This is a genomic window from Pseudomonas sp. 51_B (genome assembly GCF_017491595.1).
In the GTDB taxonomy this organism is placed as follows: Bacteria; Pseudomonadota; Gammaproteobacteria; order Pseudomonadales; family Pseudomonadaceae; genus Aquipseudomonas; species Aquipseudomonas promysalinigenes.
Genome location: NZ_JAFGYW010000311.1, coordinates 1 through 470, shown reverse-complemented (window position 1 = coordinate 470; position 470 = coordinate 1). Strand labels below are relative to the sequence as shown.

At 58.7% G+C, this 470-nt stretch carries 1 protein-coding gene; it reads right to left on the bottom strand.

All coding sequences use genetic code 11. From position 1 onward, the window contains the following. The coding region (locus tag J5M56_RS24990; RefSeq protein ID WP_207938061.1) for a site-specific integrase at positions 1-470 on the bottom strand (470 nt) is incomplete at both ends.

Here is a 470-nt window from a genome sequence, read left to right as displayed (position 1 = left end):
CCTCAACGTCATCTTGATATCTGCGTGCCCCAGCAGATCCCGCACCGTATTCAGGGGCACGCCAGCCATGACCAGGCGTGACGCGAAGTCATGGCGCATATCGTGCCACCGGAACGCCTCGATTCCGGCACGCTCAAGCAGGCCTTGCCAGGAGCTTTTCACGTCCTCCAGGCGGCCGCCGGATTGGCTCGGAAAAACGTACTGAGACTTTCCGGACTGCTTTTTCCACTCCTCAAGAACGCTGAAAGTCTCCTTGTTCATCGGGATATGTCGTGTGTCGCTCGTTTTGGTGGTGGCGCCGGCGGCGGTGATCGTCTTCGTTTGGAAGTTCACCTCCGACCATTTGAGGTCGAACAACTCGCCGCGCCTCATTCCGGTATTCAGCGACACCAGTACCATTGGCTTTAAGTGATCTGTGAAGGGCGCTTCTAGCAGGCTGGGGAACAACTCCTGGCCGCGGTCAGCCCGCC